This window comes from Sabulicella rubraurantiaca (genome assembly GCF_017355885.1).
GTDB classification, from domain to species: Bacteria; Pseudomonadota; Alphaproteobacteria; order Acetobacterales; family Acetobacteraceae; genus Roseococcus; species Roseococcus rubraurantiacus.
Genome location: NZ_JAFEUU010000008.1, coordinates 41,810 through 58,711 on the forward strand (window position 1 = coordinate 41,810; position 16,902 = coordinate 58,711).

The 16,902-nt window shown below is 65.3% G+C and carries 18 protein-coding genes; 8 read left to right on the plus strand and 10 right to left on the minus strand.

The annotated features are described in order from the left end of the window. Positions 1-149: 149 nt before the first annotated feature. Complete coding sequence (locus tag JTJ31_RS14975; protein ID WP_207539533.1) at positions 150-2,123, plus strand: PhoX family protein; 1,974 nt, start codon at positions 150-152, stop codon at positions 2,121-2,123. Positions 2,124-2,235: 112 nt separating this feature from the next. Here JTJ31_RS14975 and JTJ31_RS14980 read toward each other — a convergent pair whose 3' ends face one another. Together JTJ31_RS14980 and JTJ31_RS14985 are read right to left on the minus strand one after the other, a co-directional pair. Continuing rightward, positions 2,236-2,433 (minus strand): YetF domain-containing protein, encoded by a 198-nt coding sequence (locus JTJ31_RS14980; protein WP_207539534.1) that lies wholly within the window; start codon positions 2,431-2,433, stop codon positions 2,236-2,238. Positions 2,434-2,440: 7 nt separating this feature from the next. Next, the gene (locus tag JTJ31_RS14985) at positions 2,441-2,740 is read right to left on the minus strand and encodes a DUF421 domain-containing protein (protein WP_207539535.1); all 300 of its coding nucleotides are present in this window, start codon (positions 2,738-2,740) and stop codon (positions 2,441-2,443) included. Positions 2,741-3,770: 1,030 nt separating this feature from the next. On the opposite strand from JTJ31_RS14985, the gene JTJ31_RS14990 reads away from it, so the two are divergent. Then, the gene (locus JTJ31_RS14990) at positions 3,771-4,046 is read left to right on the plus strand and encodes an RNA polymerase sigma factor region1.1 domain-containing protein (RefSeq protein WP_207539536.1); all 276 of its coding nucleotides are present in this window, start codon (positions 3,771-3,773) and stop codon (positions 4,044-4,046) included. Here JTJ31_RS14990 and JTJ31_RS14995 read toward each other — a convergent pair. Together JTJ31_RS14995 and JTJ31_RS25030 are read right to left on the minus strand one after the other, a co-directional pair. Beyond that, positions 4,043-5,689 (minus strand): arylsulfatase, encoded by a 1,647-nt coding sequence (locus JTJ31_RS14995; RefSeq protein ID WP_207539537.1) that lies wholly within the window; start codon positions 5,687-5,689, stop codon positions 4,043-4,045. The two genes, JTJ31_RS14990 and JTJ31_RS14995, sit on opposite strands and share 4 nt — an antisense overlap. A 34-nt stretch (positions 5,690-5,723) precedes the next feature. Then, positions 5,724-6,050, minus strand: coding sequence for an OmpA family protein (locus JTJ31_RS25030; RefSeq protein ID WP_207539538.1), 327 nt, complete (start codon positions 6,048-6,050; stop codon positions 5,724-5,726). A gap of 266 nt (positions 6,051-6,316) precedes the next feature. On the opposite strand from JTJ31_RS25030, the gene JTJ31_RS15005 reads away from it, so the two are divergent. The 5 genes from JTJ31_RS15005 (at position 6,317) to uidA (ending at position 11,322) form a co-directional block, all read left to right on the plus strand. Further along, complete coding sequence (locus tag JTJ31_RS15005) at positions 6,317-6,796, plus strand: MgtC/SapB family protein (protein WP_207539539.1); 480 nt, start codon at positions 6,317-6,319, stop codon at positions 6,794-6,796. 171 nt (positions 6,797-6,967) lie between these two features. Further along, positions 6,968-7,618, plus strand: a complete 651-nt coding sequence (locus JTJ31_RS15010) for a PEP-CTERM sorting domain-containing protein (RefSeq protein WP_207539540.1) — start codon at positions 6,968-6,970, stop codon at positions 7,616-7,618. Between the two features lie 134 nt (positions 7,619-7,752). After that, positions 7,753-8,178 (plus strand): DoxX family protein, encoded by a 426-nt coding sequence (locus JTJ31_RS15015; RefSeq protein WP_207539541.1) that lies wholly within the window; start codon positions 7,753-7,755, stop codon positions 8,176-8,178. A gap of 9 nt (positions 8,179-8,187) precedes the next feature. Continuing rightward, entirely contained in the window at positions 8,188-9,213 is a 1,026-nt protein-coding gene (locus JTJ31_RS15020; protein ID WP_207539542.1) for an AI-2E family transporter, read from the plus strand. A 321-nt stretch (positions 9,214-9,534) separates the two neighbouring features. After that, positions 9,535-11,322, plus strand: coding sequence for a beta-glucuronidase (gene uidA / locus JTJ31_RS15025; RefSeq protein ID WP_268957079.1), 1,788 nt, complete (start codon positions 9,535-9,537; stop codon positions 11,320-11,322). Positions 11,323-11,831: 509 nt separating this feature from the next. On the opposite strand, the gene JTJ31_RS15030 is transcribed toward uidA, so the two are convergent. After that, positions 11,832-12,617, minus strand: a complete 786-nt coding sequence (locus tag JTJ31_RS15030) for a (S)-acetoin forming diacetyl reductase (RefSeq protein WP_207539544.1) — start codon at positions 12,615-12,617, stop codon at positions 11,832-11,834. A gap of 35 nt (positions 12,618-12,652) precedes the next feature. Further along, the gene (gene wrbA, locus JTJ31_RS15035; RefSeq protein ID WP_207539545.1) at positions 12,653-13,252 is read right to left on the minus strand and encodes an NAD(P)H:quinone oxidoreductase; all 600 of its coding nucleotides are present in this window, start codon (positions 13,250-13,252) and stop codon (positions 12,653-12,655) included. 126 nt (positions 13,253-13,378) lie between these two features. On the opposite strand from wrbA, the gene JTJ31_RS15040 reads away from it, so the two are divergent. Then, positions 13,379-14,317 (plus strand): LysR family transcriptional regulator, encoded by a 939-nt coding sequence (locus JTJ31_RS15040; protein WP_207539546.1) that lies wholly within the window; start codon positions 13,379-13,381, stop codon positions 14,315-14,317. 11 nt (positions 14,318-14,328) lie between these two features. Here the strand turns inward: JTJ31_RS15040 and JTJ31_RS25035 are convergent, their stop codons facing one another. The 4 genes from JTJ31_RS25035 to JTJ31_RS15060 all read right to left on the minus strand — a co-directional run bounded on the left by JTJ31_RS25035 (position 14,329) and on the right by JTJ31_RS15060 (position 16,539). Next, complete coding sequence (locus tag JTJ31_RS25035) at positions 14,329-14,964, minus strand: DUF421 domain-containing protein (protein WP_207539547.1); 636 nt, start codon at positions 14,962-14,964, stop codon at positions 14,329-14,331. Positions 14,965-15,069: 105 nt separating this feature from the next. Beyond that, a complete protein-coding gene (locus JTJ31_RS15050; RefSeq protein ID WP_207539548.1) occupies positions 15,070-16,059 on the minus strand; it encodes a ring-cleaving dioxygenase in 990 nt (329 codons plus the stop codon). Positions 16,060-16,144: 85 nt separating this feature from the next. After that, a complete protein-coding gene (locus JTJ31_RS15055; RefSeq protein WP_207539549.1) occupies positions 16,145-16,354 on the minus strand; it encodes a hypothetical protein in 210 nt (69 codons plus the stop codon). After that, positions 16,351-16,539, minus strand: coding sequence for a hypothetical protein (locus tag JTJ31_RS15060; protein WP_207539550.1), 189 nt, complete (start codon positions 16,537-16,539; stop codon positions 16,351-16,353). Before JTJ31_RS15060 ends, JTJ31_RS15055 begins: the two co-directional genes overlap by 4 nt. Between the last annotated feature and the right edge of the window lie 363 nt (positions 16,540-16,902).

Below are 16,902 nucleotides of genomic sequence, written 5' to 3' on the forward strand. Positions count from 1 at the left end.
GGCGCAAAAGCCGCCGCGCTCCCAGCGGGGAACCGGGAGCATCGCATGTCGCTGGCTGGGATTTCCGCGCGATGTTCTGCACCGGGCTGCCGCGCTTCCTCAGAGCCGGCTAGCCTCGTCGACGAGCACAAGGGGGGAAGAGCGCCGAAATGGTCCATCAGCAAGACCCGTCCCAATCTCTTGAGGTCGAGGATGTCGGCAGCAATCCGGCTCCCGGCCGTCCAATTGGCAGCCTCATCGAGGCGCGGCTCTCGCGCCGTGCGGCCCTGCGGGGCTTGGTTGGCGCCGGCGCGGTAGGCGCTTTCGTCGAGACCCTGTTGGAGGGCGCACAGGCACAGCCGCTCGCGGTGCCGCGCGAGGGCGGTCCTTCCAGCCTGACGTTCGCAGAGCTGAGGCAGCAACTCAGCCAGACGCACGCTGTGGCTGAGGGCTACGACGTGCAGATGGTGATCCGCTGGGGTGACCCTGTGTTAGCCGGCGCACCGCCCTATGACCCGCGCAACCTGACCGCGCAGGCCCAGGCGCTGCAGTTCGGCTACAACTGTGACTACCTCGACTACTTTTCCTTGCCGATGGGCTCCGGCAGCTCGGACCATGGTCTCCTCTGCGTAAACCATGAATATACCAACACAAACCTGATGTTTCCGGGCATCGGCGAGGGCCGCGCGGCACGAGGCCGCACCAACCGGGAGCAGGCTGCCGTCGAGATGGCAGCGCACGGCATGACTGTCGTGGAAATTCGGCGCGAAAACGGCACTTGGCGAAGCGTGCCGGGCGGCTCCTTCAACCGCCGCATCACCATGCACACGCCGATGCGCATCAGCGGCCCCGCTGCTGGTCACCCGCGCATGCAGACCGGCGGCGACCCTTCGGGCACGCGCGTGCTCGGCACACTCAACAACTGCGCCGGCGGCAACACCCCTTGGGGCACGGTCATCACGGCGGAGGAGAACTTCAATGGCTACTTTGGCGGCGCCGCAGCCGAGACCGGCCCTGAAGCCGTAAACCACCGCCGATACGGCGTTCAGCGCAACGCCACCTGGGCCTGGGGGCGCTTCTTTGACCGGTTTGACCTGGATAAAGAGCCGAACGAGATCAATCGCTTCGGCTGGATCGTCGAGTTCGATCCCTTTGACCCGGAGAGTGTGCCGGTGAAGCGCACGGCTCTTGGACGCTTCAAGCACGAGGGCGCGACGCACGCGGTCAGCCATGACGGACGCGTTGCCTTCTACTCCGGCGACGACGAGCGGTTCGACTACCTGTACAAGTTCGTCACGGCGCGCGCTTGGAGACCGGACGATCGCGCCGCCAATCGTGACCTTCTGGACGAGGGCACGCTGTTCGTCGCGCGCTTCGAGGAACGCGGCGTCCTGCGGTGGCTGCCACTCGTCTTCGGCGAGGGGCCCCTGACCGAGGCGAACGGCTTTCAGAGCCAGGCGGATGTGCTGATCGAGACGCGCCGTGCCGCGGATCTGCTCGGCGCGACCCCAATGGACCGGCCGGAGGATGTCGAGACCAACCCGGTCAACGGGCGCGTCTACGTCATGCTGACGAACAACAGTCGCCGCACGGCGCAGCAGGCGAACCCGGCGAACCCGCGCGCGAACAATGCGCATGGACATGTGGTGGAGCTGATTCCGCCGGGCGCGGGAACCGACCGCGTGGATCACACCGCGACCGAGGCACGCTGGGACTTTTTTCTGCTGGCCGGCAAGCCCGGACTCGATGCCGGCGCGCGCTATCACCGGGCCACGAGCGACAATGGCTGGCTCTCCTGTCCCGACAACGTGGCCTTTGACACCAAAGGGCGCATCTGGATCACGACCGACGGCGCGGCGGAGAATGCGGGCATTGCCGACGGCGTCTGGGCAGCCGATACCTCTGGCTATGGCCGTGCCTTGACGCGCCTGTTTTTCCAGGCGCCGACCGGGGCGGAGGTGTGCGGCCCTCGCTTCACACCAGACGACCGCACGCTGTTTCTGGCCATCCAGCATCCCGGCGAGGACCCGGGCAGCACCTTTGAACGACCTTCAACCCGCTGGCCGGACTTCCGGGATGGCGAGCCACCCCGGCCGTCGGTGATTGCCGTCGTCAAGCGTGATGGCGGTGAGATCGGGAGCTGAGGTGCTCTTGGCCCGGACCTTGGAAACGGATCCGCGGCGCGAAAAGGACTTCGGGCACACGTCCTGTCCCAACTTTGCCGTCCTGCGGCAGACCTCAGCCACGGGTGTGTCGCTAGGATTTCGAGGTCTCCCTGCGCACGACGGTGACCTTGCCGTCGGACTCAACGTGGGCAGATTTCACCTCCTCGATGCCATCAATGCCTTCCATCCGCAGATGGGCCATCAATTCCTCCTCGGTGAGGAATTCCTGCCGCATATTGCGGCGCAGGAGCTTGCCGTTCCGCACGATGGGCAAAGGCTGCGCGGACACCAGCCGCTCAAAGAAAAGGCACGCGGTAGCTCAGGAGGTTTATCAGGTAGTTCCAACCCATGAAGACGACAACGAGCAGGAGCCCGTCCGCGACGGAGGTGTGGCCGCCCATCCCCTCTGCCACGGCCTCGGCGATCAGGAGGATGAACACCAGGTCCATCGCCGCAAGCTCGCCGCCACTGCGTCTCGGCATCAAGCGCATGAGAATGAGGACGCCGAAATACAGGGCTGTGCCGCGCACAAGGATTTCGATGAGCGCGGCTTGCGGCACGAAAATGCTCGACCAGTCGTCTGGCAACAGAAGCATGATTCTGGCTCGTCTCCTCTCCGGTTACAGGGAGGCTCCGGCGGCCTCAAACCTGCAACAGGACGGAACCACCTGGATCCAGAAGAGGTTGGCGCAGGGAGGACTTGAAGCGCCCAACGAAACTTGCTGCTGGGTGGTAGAGCGCAGCTTGGCTTGGACAGCCCACTTCCGCCGTCTCATTCCTCGCTCCGAGCGCCGCGCACGAAGTGCTGCCGTCGCTGTTGGCGCTGCTACCTGTAGCCCATTCGCGCCAGGGCGTCGGCGCGGCAGCACTGATCACTACCCATCCCCATCTGGCATCCAGCCACGAAGTACCGAAACAGCGCTCGGCACGCGTCCTGATTGCGCTGACTGCACTGTGCGGCCTGCATACGGGTCTGGTTGTCGGCTGTAGCCGGGACCTCGAACGGCGAGCACGAGCTTGGGCTCGGCAAAGGAGGAGGTGGCGGTCTCGCTGGTTCGTAGCGGGGCGCAGGCTGGGGCGGGGCCGGTGGAGGAGGCCGGAACATGATTTCCAACATCCGATCCATGGTCCTCTCCGCCACTTGGCGGCGGCAGTTCATGTTGGCCGTGAGCGCCGCCCCGAGCGCCTCTTGCGTCAGGCCCTCCCACTCTGCAGAGCCGATCCGCCCCGAGGCCGTGCCACCGAACCGGAGCACCCTCGCGGCAAGGCTGTTCGTTTCAGCCCTGACTTCCGCCCCGAGTTGGGATTCGCTTATTCTGCCCCTCTGCTCGACGGTGGTGCACACGCGGGCAGCGTAGTTGCTGACATCAGCCATCAGCTCCCTCCGCGCCTCCGTCGACAATTGGGCGTCAGCCGGGGCGTGCCCGAAGAACAAGATCAGCGCAGTCACCACCAGCAGTCCCGACCGCGTCATGGCCGTACCTCAGACAGCAGTGCCAGAGTGCATGGTAAACTATGCGCTTGGCTCGCGCACCCGATTTTGCCTGGCGCGGCGTCGCCCCTGACTTGGCGCTGATCGTGCCCGAACACACATGTCGCCCGAGTTTTCGTGGCAGGAGCGACGTCATGACATCTGACGCGTGGAGGCCGGCCCTGGACCGGCTGGTCACCCTTGGCCGAGCGCGAGGGTTTGTCACCGTGGACGAGATCAACACGACACTGCCGCAGCAGGAGGTTTTCCCGGGGTTCATCGAGCACGTCCTGGCCACCTTGTCGGAGGCGGGCGTGAACGTCACCGAGGGGGACGAGGACGGAGACGACGAGGAAGCCTTTGTCGAAAGCCCGCGCGGGCCTGCGCCTCTGCAATCCGGCGCAGAGGCGCCCTTGGAACCGGAGGCCTAGGCGAGCCCGCGATATTGAAAGAACTCGTCAGGCGACATCACGTCGAGCTGCTTCGTGGCACCGGCCCTGATATAGCCGACGGCGGCCGCGTAGGCCTCCCAATCGGCCATCAGCTCCTTGAACTTGGCCGGCTCCTGCTCCGCAAGGTTGTCCATCTCGCGAGGGTCGGTGCGCAGATTGTAAAGGTGCCACTCATTCTCCCCATAGGGCGGCGGCACGAAGATCAGCTTCCAGCCATCCTTCATGACGGTGCGGCACTCGAACATCTCGAAGCTCAGGGCGTCGAACGACCCACGCACGGGGTTCAGGGTGGCGCCCGTGAGGTAGGGCTTCCAGGACCGGCCGTAGAGCGGTGCCAAAGGCTTGCCATCGCGCTCGCCCGGTCGCCGGACGCCGACAAAATCGAGAATGGTGGGCGCGAGGTCCGTCACGTGCAGCAGCTGTGAGGTATCGACGCCGTGCCGGTGGATGCCTGGCCCGGCCAGGATCAGCGGAACCTGCGTGCCGCCCTCGTAGGTCGTGGTCTTGAAGTAGGAAAGCGGCGTGTTGGTCACCTCCGCCCAGCCACCGCCCAGGGACACGAAGGAGCCGATCCGCCCCATGTTCTCCATGCTGTTGTCGAAGTCGCGTTCGATCTGCTCCTCGGTGTTGGGCGGGTAGAAGTGCGGCTCCTTGGGGTTCGCCCCGTTGTCCGAAATGAAGATGACAAGGGTGTCCTCGAACTTGCCCTGCTGCTTCAGCAGGTCGAACACGCGGCCGATGTTGTGGTCGATGTTCTCGATCATGGCCGCATAGATTTCCATCTTGCGCGCCTGCGTCGCCTTCTCCTCTGCATCGAGGTCACCCCAGGCGGAGAAGAGGCCACTGCCCGGATTGCCGGGATGATCGGGGACCACGAGCCCCATCTCCTTCATCCGGGCCAGACGCCGGTCGCGGATGGCGTCGTAGCCTTCGTCATAGGCGCCCCGATAACGGTCGAGCCACTCGTCCGGCACCTGGATCGGGTCGTGGGGCGCGGTGAAGGCGAGGTAAGCAAAGAAGGGGGCGTCGTCCCCCTGCTCGGAGAGATAGCCGATCATCTTGTCGGTGTAGAAATCGGACGAGAAGAAGCCCTCCGGAAGTTCCTCAGTGACGTCCTTGCCATCCTCGTCGTAGCGGCTGTGGACCGCCTCCGCGCTGCTCAAGGGCCGGGCGTCGTGGAAGTGGCTGACGCCGCCCGCGAGAAACGAGAACACCCTCTCGAAGCCCCGGTCCTCGGGCCGGTAGCCCGGCAGCTCGCCCAGGTGCCACTTGCCCGCCATGTAGGTGCGATAGCCTTCGGCCTTCAGCACCTCCGCGATGGTCAGCGTCCGATGGTTGAGCGGCCCCTCGTAGCCGGGCTGCAGATACTGATTGGTGGCGTGGAAGGGCGGCATGTTGCCGAGCCCTGCCTGGTGGTTGTCCACGCCCGTCAGGAGCATGGCGCGCGTGGGGGCGCACAGCGACGAGACGTGGAAGTTGCGGAACCGCACGCCCTTCTCCGCCAGGGCCTGGAGGACCGGCGTCCGGATCTCGCCGCCATAGGGCGCGATGTCGGAGAAGCCCATGTCGTCAACGACGATCAGCAGGATGTTGGGGCGCTTGTTCTGGGGGGTGTCTGGCATTGTCCGCTCCCGTCCATGCCCAAAGGGGTGGTTGTCAGCTCCCGGCGCCGTCCAGCCGGACCTCGACCCGCCGGCTTTCCAGGTCCTCCATGCCTGGCGTCGGACCGCGGCTCTCGCGGCGCAGCCGGCTCGCCGGCACGCCGTCGGCCACCAGGAAGTCATAGACGACGCGGGCGCGCAGCCGGGCCAACAACACGTTCGCTTCCCCGGTCCCCCGCGGGGAGGCGTATCCCACAATCCTCAATCGAGCCGCAGGGCGCGCCTTGGCCCGCTCGGCAAGCTCGCGCAGGGCCACCATCGCCGGATCGTCCATGGCGGCCGACCAGGAGGGGAAGAAGACCGGCAGGGCAGACCGTCTCACCACAAGGGGGCCGGCCTCCCCTGGCGCTGTCGAGGCCGAAGGGAGCACTTGTGTGGTGCCAGGGACGGCAACGGCTTTTCCAGGGGACACGGCGACCAGAGCTTCATTCTGGGAGGCGCAGGCCGCGAGGGCAGTTATCGCCAAGGCAGCAAGGACGGAAGCAGGGCGCATGGCGGAATCCCTCTCGGCCTTCGGATGATCCTCGCCTCAGGCGGGTTTGACGCGCAAGGGATCAAACGCGCCCCTGGGCGGAGTGTTTGACGGCCATGGAGATCAGCTCCTTCGGCCCAGCCCACCTTTCATGGGCGGACACCTTGCTGCGGATCGGTGCCGCGCTGCTGTTTTCACTCGCCCTGGGGGTCGAGCGCTTCGTGCACAAGAAGCCGATCGACTTCCGCCCCTTTGTCATCATCGCGCTGGGAGCCTGCGTTCTGATGATGGGCATCGTCGAACTGGCCTACCGGACCGACGACCCGCAGCTGTCCATCGACCCGGCCAAGGTGGTGAGCGGTATCCTGACCGGCATCGGCTTCATCGCTGCGGGTGCCCTGTTCCGCGAGAAGCAAACGGTCCACGGCGCGGGCTCCGCGGCGTCCATTCTGGGAGCGGGCGCCATTGGAATCACTTGCGGCATGGGCTTTCTCTGGCTGGCCGGGCTTTTCAGCCTCGGCGTCGTTCTTGTGCTGGTCCTTAGCCGTCCCTTTACCGATGACTACATGGTGAAGTCAGACCCCAACCAAGAATGACAGGATCGGTGACTTGGATTGAGCGGGACGCTCGAACGGCGAGTTTCTTGCGTAAGAAAGCGGAAGACCGTTATACTTCCCCTCAAGCCGACGAAGCTGGCAGCCAACTTGGGGACGCTGATTGCAGAACGTCCCTGAAGCATCGTCAACAGTCGCGCGGAGTGTGCCGTCATGCGAAGGCTCACCGGATTATCGCCAATCTTATTCGCGATCTGCTTTGCTGCGGCCGTGTGCCGCCCCGCATCCGCTGGGGAATTACAAGGTCCCTTCTGGGTGCAAGACTCCATTCACCAGATGGAAGTGCTCTTCGTTCACCCGGGTCCGATCACGGGGCGTGATCAACACATTTTCCGTCCCACCACCGGGGTTTCGGTCCGATCGCCGCACGGGTTCTGGGAATTCTTTCAGGTCCGGTTTGACGAGCATCCGGGCCCAGGTTTGGACAGCGTTTTCACGAATGGATCGATGTTTCGTCATCTCGTGGGGCCGCATGAGAAGAATGCCGGTGATCCGTTCAGTTTTTCCCTGTCGGTTCCACTTATTAATCCGATGCGGCCGCCTGGCGGCTTTTTGTACAGGGTCGAGACGGAAGAAAGAACGGACCATTTGACCGATGAGGGCGAAACGCATCACGATTTTTGGAGAGCATTTTTGGGGGCTCGTCTTGATGCGAACAACCAGATCCGCGATTACATTCTAAGGGTGGAGGCTCAGCACGTTCCCGTGACTGAGCCAGCTTCCTTTGGTCTGTTGGGTCTCGGCCTGCTCGGACTCGCCGCCATCTGGCACCATTATCGGATGGGTCCGCGTCCCCATCCGTAGCGCTATCACGAATGCACTTCGCTAGGGCCCCCAGGTCGCAACTGCCCCATCAAGCCAGTGTTGCTGTGCTGCGGCCTTTCCGGGCCCAGCGCCCTTGGCGTCGCACCACGGCACAGCCGCCTGGAGGGTCATTCATGACCATATTCGACAAGCTCGACCGCTACGTCCCCCATGCGTTGGCGGTGCTGCGCATCGCGACCGCCATCATCTTCATGCTGCACGGCACGCAGAAGCTGTTTGGCTTTCCCGCTCCACCGAGCAGCGGACTTCCTGAGGTCTTCACGCTGTTCTGGATCGGGGCCGTGATGGAGTTCGTGGGCGGACTGCTGATCTTGCTTGGGCTGCTCACACGGCCGGTGGCCTTTCTTCTCGCGGGTGAGATGGCCGTGGCCTATTGGATGTTCCACGCGCCACGGAACTTCTACCCCACGCTCAACGGCGGGGACGCGGCCATCCTCTACTGCTTTGTTTTCCTGCTCCTGGTCTTCACCGGGCCGGGGGCTTGGAGCCTGGATGGTGCGCGGGGGGCAAGGGCTGGCCGAACAGCCAAGTTAGCTTGAGACTAGGCGATGCGCGGCGCTTTCATCACGGATCGCAGCCGCGCGCTTCTGGTGGCGCTTTCTGCCGCCCTCCTTGCCGTAGCGGCGTGGCAGCTTTCGAACGTGCTCCTGCTGGGCTTTGGGGGCGTGCTCGTGGCCGTGCTGTTGCGCAACCTGGCCGTCGGGCTTGCAGAGCGGACGCGGCTGTCCACTGGATTGGCGCTTACCGCCGTGGTGCTCGTGCTGATTGGGCTCTCGGCTGGCTTCGTGCTCTCGGTGGGGCCGCGGGTCGCCGAGCAGTTCGGGGAGTTGTGGCGCACCTTGCCGGGGGCAATGGCGCAGTTCCGGACTTTCCTTGAGCGCTTCGACTGGGGGCGAGAGCTGGTCGAGGCAGGCGTCGGGCCCAAACCGGCCACCCTGGTCAGCCTGGCCACCGGCCTGATTGGCACGATCTTCAACGCCCTCTCGGATCTCCTGCTCGTCGTGGCGGTGGCGCTGTTCCTGGCCGCCGACCCCGAGCCCTACCGCCGTGGCCTTCTGCGCCTCGTGCCGCTCCCGCGGCGGGCGCGGGCAGGGGAGGTGCTCGATGAACTCGGCGCCGGGCTGTGGCGCTGGATTCTGGGACAGTCGCTTGCCATGCTCATCGCTGCGGTCGCCACGGCCGCCGGGCTGATGCTCCTGGGCATTCCCCTCGCGCTCGCGCTGGGCATCCTGGCGGGGCTGCTGAACTTCATCCCCTATCTCGGCCCCATTCTCGCTGGTGCGCCGGCCGTGCTGGTGGCCTTTGCCCAGGGGCCGAACGACGCCCTCAAGACGCTGGCCCTCGTGGTCGTCATCCAAAGCCTCGAGGGCTATGTCGTGACCCCGCTGCTGCAGCGCCGCGCTGTCGCCATTCCGCCAGCCCTTGGCATCCTCGCTATCGTGGGTCTTGGCGTCCTGTTCGGTACCTATGGCGTGCTCTTCGCGACGCCGCTCCTGCTGATGGCGATGATCCTCCTGCGGATGCTCTATGTCGAGGACGCCCTCGGCGATCGCGATGGGGACGAGGCGCTGTAATCGGATGCACGGCCTCCTCGCGGGGCCATTCCTGAAAGGGTTGTCACGGTAAATGCCGTGACATGCAAAAAAGGCGCGCCGCATGCTCCGGCAAGTAGCTCATTCCGCGACTGACAAGCGAAGATCGTCAATGCTGGAGGATGTGTCTTGCAAAAGCCGATCCTGGGAAGCTCGGACGCGGATGACCTGGCATCCCGCCCCGGAGCGATAGGCCGTCGCAGCGTTCTTGCCGGCACGGCGGTTGCGGGGGCTGCATCGCTCGTGGCCGATCAGGCCGTTGCGCAGGCGCAGCCCGGCGACGCTTCGCCACGGGCTTCGGCAATGCCAGGGCGTGGAGGCCTGCTCCGCCCTCAGCGGAACCAGCATCGGGAGGTTTTGGACATGTCCGGCCTCTGGCGCTTTCAGCTGGATCCGCAGGAAGAAGACGAGGGGGCGGGCTGGACCCGCGCCCTGCCCGCATCGCGCATGATCCCGGTGCCATGCAGCTGGAACGACCTGTTCGACGACGCCAGGGATCATCTTGGTCTCGCCTGGTACCAGACCGAGGTCTGGACGCCGTCCGCTTGGCGCAGTCAGCGCGTGTTCCTTCGCGTCGGCTCGGCGAACTACGCCGCCAAGGTCTGGGTCAACGGCACGGTCGTCGCCGAGCATCAGGGCGGGCATTTGCCCTTTGTGGCCGGTATCAGCGCGCAGCTCGTGTGGGACCGCCCGAACATCATCGCCATCACGGTCGAGAACAAGCAGCTTCTTGGTCGCGTTCCGCCAGGCCCGGGCGAAGGGGGTGGTGGGGTGGCTGGCGTGCTGGGCGGATACCCCGCGACCACCTACGACTTCTTTCCCTACGCCGGGCTGCATCGGCAGGTCTGGCTTTATGCGGTTCCGGCCGAGGCGCATATCGACGACGTTACGGTGACAACGACAGTCGAAGGCAGCGACGGTGTCGTCCGCGTCAGGGTCGATGCCGTTGGAGATTACGCTGGCCGGGGCAGGGTCCGGCTGAACGACACCGAGGCAGATCTCGCCTTCCAGGCGGGCGCCGCCGAAGCCACCCTCCGTGTCCCCTCTGCCCGTCTCTGGGGACCGCGCGACCCGCATCTCTACCCGCTGACCGTCATGTTGGTGGACGGCCAGGGACGCGCCACCGACAGCTACTCCCTTGAGATCGGCATCCGCACCGTCGAGGCACGTGGCGGCCGACTGCTGCTGAACGGCGAACCGGCCACGTTGCGGGGCGTCGGCAAGCACGAGGACTTCCCTCTGCACGGCCGCGGCCTCGATCTGCCGATGTGGGTGCGGGACTATGAGTTGATGCGCTGGATGGGGGCCAACTCCTACCGCACCACGCACTACCCGTACGCCGAAGAGGCCATGGATCTTGCTGATCGGCTCGGCTTTCTCGTCATCAACGAGATCCCGGCCGTCGGCCTGAATTTCGGCGATGGGCCAGACGCGAACGCGCAGCGCCTCGAGCAGGCAATGCGGCAGATCCGCGAACTGATTGCGCGCGACAAGAACCACCCGAGCACGATCATCTGGAACATCGCCAACGAGCCCTTCGCTGGCGAGATCGGCGTCAATCAACCCGAGGCCGTGGAGGCAGGTACGAGGTTTTTCCGGCAACTCAACGCCGAGGCGCATCGCCTCGATCCGACGCGGCCGACCATGCTCGTTGGCGTCATGGGCGGCCCGCCTGAGTGGTTGGATATCGGCGATGTGGTCGGCATCAACCGCTACTATGGCTGGTACACGCACCCAGGGCAGCTTGATGCGGCGGTGCGGGTGCTGGAAGCAGAGTTGGATGATCTGCACCGGCGCTTCGGCAAGCCCATCGTGATGACCGAGTTCGGCACGGACACGTTGCCGGGTCACCATGCGAACCCGCCAGAGATGTGGTCGGAGGAGTATCAGACCGAGTTCATCCGCCGCTATCTCGACGTTGCGGCGGCCCGACCCTTCATGGTGGGCATGCATGTCTGGAACTTCGCCGACTTCAAGACCGGCCAGGGCACCATGCGCGCGGCAGGCATGAATTTCAAAGGCGTGTTCACCCGCGATCGGCGGCCCAAAGCAGCTGCGCACTTCCTGCGCTCGCGCTGGGTGGAGCGGTGAGGGTGTCGGCCAGAGAGGTCCATTGTGATGATGCGTGAGCAGAGCAAAGTTTGGGTCGCAGGCATCGTTGTCAGCGCAACGGTCTTCGTTGTCGCTGCGATCCTTGCGGACCGGGCACGACGGAGCGAGGCCGCATCCAGGGCCAGTTCCCTTCGCCATGCTGCCGTACGGCATCACAGCAACATCCGGCCGGCAGGCCCCGAGGCGATGCAATCGCCGCCCCACGAGCCCTGGGACGAGGTAGACGAGGCCTCTGACGGTTCGTTCCCGGCGAGTGATCCGCCGAGCTTCTCTCGGACTGGGGCCTAGGATGCCGAGATCGGCTTCAGCATGCGCGCTTGCCTCGCGCTGTGGCTTGAGGAAGGGCGGCAAGGCCAGATATCCGCCCAGATCCTCCACGGGCTCGCCCGTGGCGGTCTCGGTTGGAAGCTTCATCCACGAGGCGGGCGGGATCGGGATGCGAGAGCCGGGACGGGGCGCTAAACCCAGCTCTCGCAGAGGCGGTGCCCTCAGTTGAAGACCATCCCGCCATCCACCACGAGCGACTGCCCCGTGATGTAGTCGGAGTCATGCCCAGCCAGGAACGCCACGGCGCCTGCCACTTCCTGTGGCTCGGACACCCTGCCGAGGGTGATGCCGCCGGTGAACTGCTTCCAGCCCCACTCCTCCGGCTTGCCCGCCTCTTCGGCGGTCTTCTGCGCCAGATCCTCCATGAGGGGCGTCCTCACGATGCCTGGGGCGTAGGTATTCACGGTGATCCCGTACTGCGCCAGATCCCTCGCCGCGGTCTGCGTCAGTCCGCGTACGGCAAACTTCGTCGCCGAGTAGAGGCCAATGCCCGGGTTGCCCACGTGCCCGGCCTGCGAGGCAGCGCTGATGATCTTGCCGCCGTGGCCGAGATCCCTGAAGGCCTGCGCGGCGGCCTGGATGCCCCACACCACCCCGTTGAAGTTGACCGAGAAGATCTTCTCGATGCTCTCGGGCGTGATCTCCTCGATCGGAGAGCGCGGGGCGATGCCGGCGTTGTTGACGATGACGTCGAACCCGCCGAATTCCAACACGGTGCGGTCCACCGCCGCGAAAACGCTGTCGCGGTCGGCGACGTCGACAGGGATGGCGATGGCGCTTTCCTTCTTTGGGTCCAACGTGTCCGCGACCTTGCCCGCCAGATCGGTGTTCCGGTCCGCGACCGCCACCCTGAAGCCATCGGCGTGAAGCCGCTCGACAATCGCCTGTCCGATGCCCTGCGCGCCACCAGTGACGAGCGCGACCTTGCCATTCTCCTTGCGTGTCATGTGTTGTCCTTTCCTTGCTGAGCTTGCGGCCTGTGTCAGGCCGCAAGCTTGCCGGCGATCCCGGCCACGTGGCGGCCCAGGAAGCGCGCGCCCTCCAACTCCGTCTCGCTGACTTGGCGAGAGCCGTCGGAGCCGGTCAGGGTGGTGGCGCCATAGGGTGAGCCGCCCACGATCTCGTCCATCCGCGACTGGCCTGCGAAGGCGTAGGGCAGCCCGGCGATGACCATGCCGTGGTGCAGCAGCATGGTGTGGATGGCCATCAGCGTCGTTTCCTGGCCGCCATGCTGCGTGGCGGTGGAGGTGAAGGCCGCGCCGACCTTGCCGATCAGCTTGCCCTGCGCCCAAAGGCCGCCGGTCTGGTCCCAGAAATTCGCCATCTGCGACGCCATGCGCCCGAAGCGGGTGCCGACGCCCACGATGACGGCGTCGTACTCCGCCAGCTCGCCCGGCTCCGCGATCGGAGCGGCCTGGTCCAGCTTGTAGTGGCTGGAGCGCGCCACCTCTTCGGGCACGAGTTCCGGCACACGCTTCACGACGGCTTCTGCGCCGGCCGCGCGAGCACCCTCAGCGACGGCGTCCGCCATCGTCTCGATGTGGCCGTAGCTGGAATAGTAAAGAACAAGAACCTTGGTCATCCGAGCCTTCCTTCGCTGTGGGTTGCGGCCTTGAAGCGTGAGGCTGGGCCTCTCCCACCCGATATGAGGCTTGCGGAATGGTTCAAAAACCGAAAACCTGGAAACTCATCGTTTCCGGAACTGAACATGGCGCGCTTGCCAGACTTCGAAGCCTGGGCGGTGTTCGCCAAGGTGGCGGAAGCCGGTTCCTTTTCCCGCGCCGCGGCGGATCTCGGCGTGTCCAAGGCCACGGTCTCCAAGGCGGTCAGCCGCCTGGAGGCGCAGATCGGCGCCTCGCTTCTCAACCGCACCTCCCGCCGACAGGCCCTGACGGAACTGGGTCGCACCATGGCCGAGCGCGCCATGCGTCTTCTGGAAGACGCGGAGGCCGTCGAAGCGGAAGCAGGGACACAATCGGTGACGCCGCGCGGCCTCGTGCGGATCGCAGCACCCATGTCCTTCAGCGTCGACCATGTGGGCCCATTGATTCCGGAATTGCTCTCCGCGCACCCCCAGATTTCGATCGACCTTCATCTGAGCGACGAGCAGGTGGATCTGGTGGGCGGCGGGTATGACCTCGCTCTGCGCATCGCCGTGCTCACCGATTCCACCTTGCGGGCGCGACGCCTCTGCCAGATCCGGCGGCTGCTGGTGGGATCGCCCGCCTATTTCGAGCGGCATGGTCGCCCCGCCCATCCGCGCGATCTCGTCCGACACGCCTGTCTCGGTTACGCCTACCTGTCCACGCCCGACCGCTGGCGCTTCGTTCACCGGGAAACCGGCGAGATCGCCTCGGTGGCACCCACGGGCCCGATGCGCACCAACAATGGCGAGGTCCTGCGGCCGGCGCTGCGGGCCGGTGCCGGGGTGGCGGTGCAGCCCGAATTCCTGGTGGCGGAAGACCTTGCCGCCGGTCGTCTGGAAGCCCCTCTGCCCGATTGGTCGATGCCGCCTGTCGCGCTGAACATCGTCACCCCGCCCGGTGGGCGGCGGCCCGCGCGGGTCACCACTGTCATCGAGTTCCTGGTGCAACGCCTGTCTGCCGCGCCCTGGGCGATCTCGCCGCACGGGGAGGCCAGTCACTAATTCTCAAGTGCTCAGAAAGTCCATTGAGAGACGGGACTTTGAATGCAGGGGTCACTCAATCTTGATGCGGACGCTCTGGACCCCGTCCTTGACCGACACGTCCAGGACCTGAAGCCGCTCGGATATGGGATGACACTGATGCTGCCGTTGCGCTCCAGATAGGCGCGCCGGATTTTCGAGCGATCCGTGTGTTTGGCGTTGATCCGCAGGGCCTGATCGAGATCCGCCGAGGTAATCCTGGCCCGTCGCATTGCCTCTTCCTGCACCTCGCCATCCTTGATCAGGAGCTGAGGCTCACCCTTGAAGATCGTCCCAATGCTCGTGTGGACGGCCAAGGAAGCGAGTACCCAGTGCAGCGCGACGAGAGCCGCAGCCGCCAGGACCGTGGGCAGGAACGGCGCCGACCCATTGATGGCTCGGCTGAGGATGGAGCCGAGCATGATGGCGACGATCACATCGAACGCCGTTGCCTGGCTGAGGAAGCGCTTGCTGGCGACCCGGATCAGCACCAGCGCGAGGCCGTAGATCAGGATGGCCCGGAGCGCCATCTGGCCGGAACTGACGTCCTTGATGTCGCGCTCCAGCCCGAGCAGCCAGTCGGCGGTCTCCTGGAGGGAAAGCACCAGGGGCCAGATCCAATCGGGCACGCGCCCTCCTTTCAGACGGACCACGGCCCAGGCTCGTTCTGTCCAGGAGACGGAGCCGCAGTGTCGGCCCCCAGGTCGAGTTGTGGGCCTGGGGCTGTCCTTCAGTCAGCCCGAATCATGGCCGGCCATGTCGGGGAGGTCCAGGTGCCGTTCTTCTTCCTGGATCGGTTTCAGCTTGCTCTCGATGGCTGCGCGGCGCGGCTCCAGGAAGGGCGGAAGGACGAGCTTCTCGCCCAACGCTTCCACGGGCTCGTCCACGGCAAAGCCCGGGCCATCCGTGGCGACCTCGTAGAGAATGCCGTTCGGATCCCGCGCGTAGAGGCTGCGGAACCAGAACCGATTCACCGGGCCGCTGGACCGCACGCCCAGGCGCTCCACCCACTGGTGATAGCTCGCGTCGGGGATGCGGAAGGCGACATGGTGCACGCCACCGGCGCCCGGCAGGGCAGGGGGCAAGTCCGGGTCGGCCCGCACATGCAGCTCGGCGGCCAGGCCGCCTTCGCCCATCTCGTAGACCTGGACGGTCACGCGAGGGGTGTCGGTCGCGACATAGGAGCGGCTCTGGTGCATTGCCATGACCCTGGTGAGGAATCGGTCCGTGGGCTCGAGGTCGCGCACGCTGATGGTGACCGGCCCCAGGCCCTGGATCTGGTGCGCCGCTGGCACCGGGCTGTCGGACCAGGGATGGAAGAAGAAAGCGCGATCATCCTCCACCAGGGTCAGGCGCTGACCTTCCGGGTCCTCGAAGTCGAGATGTCGTCGGCCGTCCAACTCGTAGACGGGACCGTGCGGCACGCGCTCGTTTTCGAAGCGGGCAGTCCAGTAGTGCATGGCGTTCGCGCCCGAGACGCGCAGCGCCGTGCGCACGATGGAGTTCGTGCCCCGATGTTCGGGCTCATCCTGCCAGTCGAAAAAGGTCAGGCCGGTGCCTGGGCTGCCGACGCCGTCGCCATAGAACAGGTGGTAGACGCTGGTGTCGTCCTGATTGACGGTCTTCTTGACCAGCCGCATCCCGAGCACGCGCGTGTAGAAGTCGTGATTGTTGCGTGCATCCGCCGTGATGGCGGTCAGGTGATGGATTCCATAGAGATGCATGACGACGTCTCCTTCATTCTGGCCGTGTTGCGTGAAAGGCGTGCCATTGTCCGCAGGCAAGGGCACGCCTCGGATCAGCCCGGGGCTATTGGCCCAGTGCCTGGACCAGTTCGGGCTGCCACCACAGCAGCACTCGGGCGATGAGCCAGGCCACCGCCAGCGCCCCGATCATCCAGATCGGCGCACGGTTGTCCGTGACGCGTGGATCCCAGGTGGGATCACCCGCCATCCAGGTCTGGCCGGTCCGCTCGTAATGCGCCCGTTGCAGAGGGGCGACCTCTCGGTGCGCGCTCATGCCGAGCCTCCTTCGTGACCGTTCTCAGCTTCCCCGTCACGCCTTGGACGTGACTGGGTGACGGAAATCGCGACCGGGTCGCTCGCGGGGAAAGTATCGGCCAGGGCGTCGTCCAGCCGGGCGTCCATCGCCGCGCGCTCGGACCAGGCAGAGCCATCATGCTCTGCCCAAACATGGGTCATCATGTGTAAGACCTCCATGCAGAGGAGGGGCTGTCTCTCGAAGAGACGGGCGCCCCATCAAATCTCTCGTGGGCTGTCCCCGGGCCGTAGGGCCCGGGGCTAGACACCCGCGAGGAGAGTTCCCGCATGGCGCGGGTGTCGGCAAATAATTCCGCGCTTTTTAATCATGGCTTATATGTAAGAAATTGCCTGAGCGATTTCAACTGTATTTTCCGCTGAGGAGCGCTGATCCAGAGGTGCGTGGCAGGGCCCAATGAAAAGCGCCTGTCGCGCGGAAATAACTTCTCGGCTGCTGGTATGCGCTCTGTTGATTCTTCGTCGATGACTTGGCGGGTGAACTTGTTCACCTCCTTCGGCGCCGGGGAT